The 7,796-nt window shown below is 61.6% G+C and carries 6 protein-coding genes; 1 reads left to right on the forward strand and 5 read right to left on the reverse strand.

The window, feature by feature from the left end; genetic code table 11:
- Nucleotides 1-103: 103 nt before the first annotated feature.
- The 5 genes from pnp to AB5T46_RS20150 all read right to left on the reverse strand — a co-directional run bounded on the left by pnp (nt 104) and on the right by AB5T46_RS20150 (nt 6,713).
- Nucleotides 104-2,230, reverse strand: a complete 2,127-nt coding sequence (pnp, locus tag AB5T46_RS20130; RefSeq protein ID WP_370565896.1) for a polyribonucleotide nucleotidyltransferase — start codon at nt 2,228-2,230, stop codon at nt 104-106.
- A 77-nt stretch (nt 2,231-2,307) separates the two neighbouring features.
- A complete protein-coding gene (locus AB5T46_RS20135; protein ID WP_370565891.1) occupies nt 2,308-2,691 on the reverse strand; it encodes a TraR/DksA family transcriptional regulator in 384 nt (127 codons plus the stop codon).
- Between the two features lie 267 nt (nt 2,692-2,958).
- Complete coding sequence (gene cfa / locus AB5T46_RS20140) at nt 2,959-4,164, reverse strand: cyclopropane fatty acyl phospholipid synthase (RefSeq protein ID WP_370565892.1); 1,206 nt, start codon at nt 4,162-4,164, stop codon at nt 2,959-2,961.
- A 160-nt stretch (nt 4,165-4,324) separates the two neighbouring features.
- Nucleotides 4,325-5,218 (reverse strand): universal stress protein, encoded by an 894-nt coding sequence (locus tag AB5T46_RS20145; RefSeq protein ID WP_370565893.1) that lies wholly within the window; start codon nt 5,216-5,218, stop codon nt 4,325-4,327.
- 10 nt (nt 5,219-5,228) lie between these two features.
- Nucleotides 5,229-6,713, reverse strand: coding sequence for a SulP family inorganic anion transporter (locus AB5T46_RS20150; protein WP_370565894.1), 1,485 nt, complete (start codon nt 6,711-6,713; stop codon nt 5,229-5,231).
- A 455-nt stretch (nt 6,714-7,168) separates the two neighbouring features.
- On the opposite strand from AB5T46_RS20150, the gene AB5T46_RS20155 reads away from it, so the two are divergent.
- Nucleotides 7,169-7,561, forward strand: a complete 393-nt coding sequence (locus tag AB5T46_RS20155) for a hypothetical protein (protein ID WP_370565895.1) — start codon at nt 7,169-7,171, stop codon at nt 7,559-7,561.
- Nucleotides 7,562-7,796 lie beyond the last annotated feature (235 nt).

Genomic DNA, 7,796 nt, shown 5'->3' on the forward strand with positions numbered 1-7,796 from the left:
GCATGCGCAATCTGGCGTCGTCGTCGAACAGGATATCTTTGTGGTTCATGGCAACAAATCCGGTAGAAGAACACGTGCGGGTGATGCGACTGCACGCTCCGAATCAGGCAGTGACACTCCCTTCAGCGTCCACAGCCTTCATCGAGAGCCGTACACGTCCTTGCCGGTCGACCTCCAGGACCTTGACCCTGACCATGTCACCCTCCGACAGCACCTCGGAGGCATTCTCGACACGCTCGTTGGAGATCTGGGACACATGCACCAGTCCGTCCTTGCCTGGAGCAATGGTGACGAAGGCGCCGAAGTCGAGAACCTTGGCCACCTTGCCTTCGTAGATACGGCCCGGCTCGATCTCCGCCGTGATCTGCTCGATGCGTCTGCGTGCCTCGGCAGCGGCCGCGCCATTGGTAGAAGCGATGGTGATGGTGCCGTCATCCCGGATATCGATCTGGGTTCCGGTCTCCTTGGTCAACGCCTGGATCGTCGCGCCCCCCTTGCCGATGACCTCGCGGATCTTGTCCGGGTGGATCTTGAGCGTGAGCAGACGGGGCGCGAACGCTGACATTTCCTGGCGCGGTTGCTCGATTGCCTTGGCCATCTCGTCCAGGATATGCAGCCTTCCGTCGCGGGCCTGGGACAGTGCAACCTGCATGATCTCGGTGGTCACACCGTCGATCTTGATGTCCATCTGCAAGGCCGAGATACCGTCGACAGTGCCGGCGACCTTGAAATCCATGTCACCCAAGTGATCCTCGTCACCGAGGATGTCGGACAGCACCGCGAACTGATCGCCTTCCTTCACCAGGCCCATGGCGATGCCTGCCACGGGTCCCTTGATCGGAATGCCCGCGTCCATCAGAGCCAGCGAGCTGCCGCACACCGAAGCCATTGAGGAGGAACCGTTGGACTCGGTGATCTCAGACACCATGCGAATGGTGTAAGGGAATGCTTCCATCGACGGCATGATCGCGGCGACGCCGCGCTTGGCCAGACGGCCATGGCCGATCTCGCGCCGCTTTGGACCGATCATCGGGCCCGTTTCGCCGACGCAGTAGGGCGGGAAGTTGTAGTGGAACAGGAAGTGTTCCTTAGACTCGCCGGTGACGGCATCGATGACCTGGCCGTCCCGCGCGGTGCCAAGGGTAGTGGTCACGATCGCCTGGGTTTCGCCGCGGGTGAACACCGCCGAGCCGTGAGCGCGCGGCAGCATGCCGAGCTTGATTGAGATCGGACGCACATCTTCCAGTCCACGGCCATCGAGCCGGCGCCGGTCCTGCAGCACCATGCGACGCACAGCGGCATACTCGAGTTCATCGAATTCCGTCCGCACGTCTGTCGCGTTCCAGCCCATCGAGGAAGTCGCTGGCGCCCCCAAGGCCGTCAACACCCCGTTTCTGATCACCTGCACCTGCTTTTTGCGGGCGAGGCGGTCGGTGATGAGCAGTGCGCGGTTGAGGCTGTCTCCGATCCGGGCGCGTACGGTCTCGACCAAGCTCAGGTCGCGGGCCGAATGACTCCATTCCCATGGGGTCACGCCGGCTGCGTTTGCGAGCTCCTCGATGGCAGCGATCACGGACTGCATGGCGCGGTGCCCCACCGACACCGCCTCCAGCATGGTTTCCTCCGAGAGCAGATTGGCTTCGGATTCGACCATGAGCACGCCGTGCCGAGTGCCCGCCACGACCAGGTCGAGATCGGACTCCTTCAGTTCTTCGGTCGTCGGATTGACCAGGAAACTGTCGCCGTTGCGACCGATGCGCACCGCTCCAATCGGCCCCTTGAAGGGCAATCCGGACAGGCGCAGCGCGGCAGAGGCGCCGATCATCGCCGGAATGTCCGGATCGATCAGCGGATCGACCGACAGCACGGTGGCGATAACCTGGACCTCGTTGCGGAACTGATCGGGAAACAGCGGCCGTACCGGCCGGTCGATCAAGCGCGAGGTCAGGATTTCCTTTTCGGTTGGCCGCCCCTCGCGCTTGAAGAAGCCGCCTGGAATGCGTCCGCCCGCGTAAAAGCGCTCACGGTACTCGACGGTGAGCGGGAAAAAGTCGAGCCCGTCCTTGACGCGCTTGTTGCCAACCGCGGTCACCAGCACCACGGTGTCGCCCACGCGGACCATCACCGCACCGGACGCCTGCTTGGCGATGTCGCCGGTCTCGAGGATGAGCTCGTGCTCCCCGAAGGCGCAGCGCTTCACGATCGGCCCTTTGACCGATGCACTCGTCATCAGATTCATTGTGTTTTCCTGTCGATCAAGCAAGTGGATGCCACCTTGGAAAAGGCGGTCAGCAGGGGAGTGCGGACTTAGCGACCGATGTTTCGGCGCATGTCTTGCCGCTTCGTCTCGGCCAGTTCCTCAGTGCATTCCAGGCAGAAAGGCGCGGCCGGATCGGCCATCAGCCGTGCGTGGTCTATCTCCAGGTCGCACCGCCGGCAAACCCCATAGTGTCCGGCGGCATGACGCGCTAACGCCGCGTTGATCCGCTCAAGCTGGATCTTCAGATGCGTACTTCCCGCCTTGGCCATATGCTGCTGGGTAATGGCGTCGATTCGGCTGACGCGTCCTTGTGTGGTCTGGTCCAGCTCAACGGGTTTTCCTGCTCCTTCAAGGCTCATCAGGGCAATGCGGATATCCCGCTGCTCCTCGACGAGCATGCTGAAGAATTCGTCCAGATTAGTGACAGACATGATGACTCCTCGATCTCGGTGGAAGGCATGCCGGAAGCGGCATCCGAAGCGGGCATTGCACCCGCGGCCAAGAAGGGAGCGCTAGATTGGAGTGTTCATGGAGAGAGCCTCGTCTTGACCCTCTGAACCGCACCCCATTGTGCGGAAACCACATCACCTAGTAGAACTTGAGGCTGTCCTCAAGATCGACGAGACAGGCGGAGGGGTATTTCGATCGAAATTTGATGAATCATAACATGTCAAGCCCCGCGAGTAACAATGTCGTGATCAGGCCGGGGTCGGCCATGGGGCGGTTGCGTGTGCGGTGTCGGACGCGCCCTCGGGGCGCTGGTAGCCGCCACGGACCCCATCCTTTGACAGCACCCACTGCCACAGTTGCAGGTCGCGGGCACGGAATGCGCCGGCGCAGGACAGCAGGTAGTAGCGCCACATGCGATAGAACCGTTGCCCCAGCTCGTCTTCGAAACGTGGCCACGCCCGCTCGAAATTGGCATGCCACGCCATCAAGGTCTTGTCGTAGTCGGCGCCGAAGTTGTGAAGATCCTCGACGACGAAGAGCCCGTCGCAGGCATCGCCGATCTGGCCGATCGATGGCAAATCGCCATTAGGAAAGATATATCGATCGATCCACGGGTCGGTGGTGGACTTGCGTCGGTTCTTGCCGATGGTGTGAAGCAGGAACAGGCCGTCGTCGTTCATACAGCGATGGACGAGTTCCATGTAGGTCCGGTGATTCTTTCGGCCGACATGCTCGAACATGCCCACGCTGACGATGCGGTCGAAGCGTTCGTTGATCGAGCGGTAGTCCTGCAGCCGGAACTCCAACGGCAGCCCGTCGTAGCGCTCCGTAGCCCATGCCGTCTGTTCCTTGGAGATCGTCACGCCGGCACACTCGACGCCGTAATGCTCGGCTGCGTAGGCCATGAAGCTGCCCCAGCCGCAGCCGATATCGAGCACCCGCATGCCGGGCTCCAAGCGCAACTTGCGGCAAATCATGTCGAGCTTGGCTTCCTGCGCCTCCACCAAATCGCTCGCATCGGCCCAGTAGCCGCCGGTATAAGTCATGCGCGGATCCAGCATGGCCGCGTAGAAATCATTCCCGAGGTCGTAATGAGCTTCACCGACCTCCCAAGCCTTCCGTGATGTCTGCCGGTTCAGGAACCGGGCCTGCAGCGAATGAAGCATGAGCTTCAGTGGTTTCACGTGCCGGTCGAGCTGCGCCCGCAGAATCCGATCGTACAGTTCATCCAGTCGATCGCACTCCCAGGCGCCGTCCATGTACGCTTCGCCCAAGCCGAGGTTGCCCTGCGTGAAGACGCGCTCAGGAACACCCCCAGCCATCAACCGGATGTCCCAGGGGCGATTGCCGCCCAGGCGAACATCGGCGATCTCCAATAATTCCTCCATCATCCGGTAGAGGCGGTTTCGTGCAATTTTTCCAGGGGACGGGTGTTCGGTGAATGCTTCGGTCATCGTGTCTGCTCTCGATGGCTTGGTTGCGAGCGCGCCTCCGGAACACTGGCCCGGTTTCAACGCCGGGGCACCGTGCTTGTATCAACAGACGAGCTCAAATTCGGCGTAGGCCTGTTGAGCAGGCGCCAGGATTCGCCGAGACTTGGTGCCTTCTCCAGTGTCACCGCAGAAGGAGCACCGGAACGCGGCAAGTACGCAGCATCGTAGTGGTGGTGCTACCGACGATCAGTTGCCGTATCCGCGAATGCCCGTAGGCGCCCATGACCAGCAGGTCCACTTCTTCATCGCGAACATAGCTGGCGATGATGTCCTCGGGATCTCCGGACAGGATCGCACCAAGCGCCGTCAAACCGGCCGCCTTCAGCGTTTCCAAGGCCCACTGCATCTGCTTGGCGATCGCATCGGTATCCGTACCGGCCGTCACTACCCGAATCTCCAATCCTCGGAACAGCGGGCTCGCCGCGACCATCTCCACGCCCTTGCGCGTGGTGGGGCTGCCATCGAATGCGATCAGGACGCGGTCGATCTCGGTGTACTCACGCGAGGCGACGAGCAACGGGCGATGGACGGCGCGAACCACGCGTTCGAGTTCGCCGCCCAGATGGCCTTTGGCGAAGTCCGCGTGCTCGCCGCGCTTGCCCAAGACGAACAGTCGCACATCCGTCTCCAGTTCGGTCAGCGTCTCGACCAGGCTGCCATGACGCAATCGGCCCTCGGCTGAAACGCCGTGCAGACCCGCGGCAATCCCCTTCGCGCGCTCCAGCACGAGTCGGCCGCGCTCCTGCGCCAGTTTGCTGCGATGCTCATCCGCCACCACCAGGTCTTGCAGTAGCTTTTGTCGGGCATCCGCCGCCAGGTTGCCGCTGAAATCGATCCCGCTGGCCGCCTCCTGGTGGCGGCTCAGGACGTGCAGATACTCCAACGGTGCCTCGAGCCGGTGGGCGGCCCAGGCGGCGTAGTGACAGGTGCTTTCGGTGTAGACCGAGAGGTCAATTGCGGCTAGGACACGGCCGCCGACATTCAGATACGGGTGGGTGGCGCTCTTGTCAGTCATCGCTCGGTCCTCAATGGCCCATCAGACGTTCAACGGCATCGGGCTTGTCATGCACGCCCAGTCGATCAACCAGCGTCGCGCTGGCCTCGTCCATGCCAATCAACTCCACTTCGGTGCCCTCGCGGCGGAACTTCAGTACCGCCCTATCGAGGGCTCCAACGGCACTGAGGTCCCAGAAGTGCGCATGGCTGACGTCGATCCGGACGCGCTCGATGACTTCCTTGAAATCGAAGCCAGCAAGGAAGCTTTCGGACGAGGCGAAGAACACCTGCCCGGTCACGGTGTAGTGGCGCTCGCGCCCGTCGTTGGTGGACACCGATCCGATATGCAGCACGCGGCCGACCTTGCGGGCAAAGAACAAGGCCGAGAGCAGCACGCCGGTCAATACCCCCTTGGCCAGATCATGGGTGAACACCGTCACGATGACAGTGGCGATCATCACCAGGCTGGAGCTCTTTGGATACGACCGTAGATTGCGGAACGAATTCCAGCTGAAAGTACCGATCGCCACCATGATCATCACGGCGACAAGCGCGGCCATCGGGATCTGTTTTACCCATGGGCCGGCAAAGACGACCATCAGCAGCAGGAAAACACCCGCGGCGAGCGAGGACAGGCGGCCGCGGCCACCCGATTTCACGTTGATCACCGACTGCCCGATCATCGCGCAGCCGGCCATGCCGCCGATGAAGCCGGACGTAATATTTGCGACGCCTTGGCCCACCGCTTCACGGTTCTTGTTGCTCGGCGTGTCGGTCAGGTCGTCGACGATCTGCGCGGTCAGCATGGACTCGAGCAGGCCGACCACGGCGAGGGTGGCGGACACCGGCAGGATGATCCATAGCGTTTCCAGAGACAGCGGCACCTGTGGCAACAGGAAAACCGGCAGGCTGTCCGGCAGCTGGCCCATGTCACCCACTGTGCGGATGTCGAGCTTCATCAGCGCCGCTGCGATGGTGAGCACGACAATGGCCACCAATGGCGAGGGCACTACCCGGGTCACCCGCGGAAGCAGATAGATGATGGCCAGGCCCGCCGCGACCATCGCGTACACGGTCCACGGTACGTGGGTTAGCTCGGGGAGCTGGGCCAGGAAGATCAGGATCGCCAAGGCATTGACGAAGCCGGTGACGACCGATCGCGACACGAACCGCATCAGCACACCGAGCTTGAACACCCCGGCGAGAATCTGCAGCACGCCGGTCAGCAGGGTGGCCGCCAGCAGGTACTGCAAACCGTGGTCCTTGACGAGGCCCACCATCAGCAGGGCCATGGCGCCGGTGGCGGCGGAGATCATGCCGGGGCGGCCACCTGTGAACGCGATCACGACCGCGATACAGAAGGACGCATACAGCCCCACCTTGGGGTCCACGCCGGCGATGATAGAGAAGGCGATGGCCTCCGGTATCAATGCGAGCGCGACGACGATGCCGGCAAGCACGTCGCCACGAATATTGCCGAGCCAGTCCTGGCGCAGGCTGGATAGTTTGGTCAAAGGTAGTGATCCCAAGCCTCGACGTATGGCCGAGGCAAACACGTGAATTTACGAAAGCCCTAAAAAAAACCCGTCAACACGGGCAGATGCAGGTACTGCTGTTTTAGGGCGGCGTAATCACTGGAGGATCTGTTTCCGGAATGAAGGGCGGCTGATTTCACGCCCTGGAGTGGTCTTTAAGCCGCAACATGATACCAGAAGCAACACAGGAGTGGGATCTTGGATGGGTGATCGTCAGGCTGATGAAGTTCGATGGCTCAAAGCGAAAGGATCTGCTCAAGCAAGCTGAGGCCACTCGCAACGTCCGTTGAGCCGGGTGCTGTGGTCGTCGCGCGGCTCGATGGCGAGCTGACGATCAAGCGGCTGTCGCTGACGGCCGATGTCCTGCGGCCTGGTTCGGCGGGGATGAGATGCAAAGCAGGGTCAAGCAGGGGTCTTTCCAAGCAGGGGCCAGAGTGGCTTTTCTGGTTCCATTTGAACCTACGTGCCTGTCTTGCGTCGTTCCAACCGTCGAGACGCTGACCAGCCGCAGCGTCCGGCACACGCAGGCGGAACTGGCGCGCGTCCCCGGTGGTGTCGACCTGATCAACCTGGAGGATCTGAACGGGCAGGTCGTGCGCAACCTGCAGGACGTGCTGGCCTTCACGCCCGGCGTGAGTGTCCAGGAAGCGATCAGGTGGAAGCTTAGCGATTGCCTCGCTAATCTTGTCCCAATCGAGAATGGCTGGCTTGCCCTCTTTGCCATGGATGAAGCAGGGAACTTTGGAGAGCAGAAACTCGAGTCGACCGAAGGTAGCCAGCAGACGGGAGGCGTGTTCGGGGCTGACAGGCATGGACGCTTCGGCTGACGACGGTCAGGGCAATCTACCGCACCATGCCCTGAACTTGCGATTGGCCGTGTCCAGCACCTCTATGAGCTTAGGTGACCGCTGATCAACGACGAGGGCAGTTCAGAGGGCTCAGCCCCGTTGTCAGGCCCCTGAAAAAAGTCCATAATCAAGTCCCTGTCCGGGGTGAGGAAAGCAAAAATCCTTGCCCTGACAAAGAGTTAGGGTTCGGGTGCGCGTCTCGTTTCCCGCTCAA

This window comes from Luteimonas salinilitoris (assembly GCF_041300785.1).
In the GTDB taxonomy this organism is placed as follows: domain Bacteria; phylum Pseudomonadota; class Gammaproteobacteria; order Xanthomonadales; family Xanthomonadaceae; genus Luteimonas; species Luteimonas salinilitoris.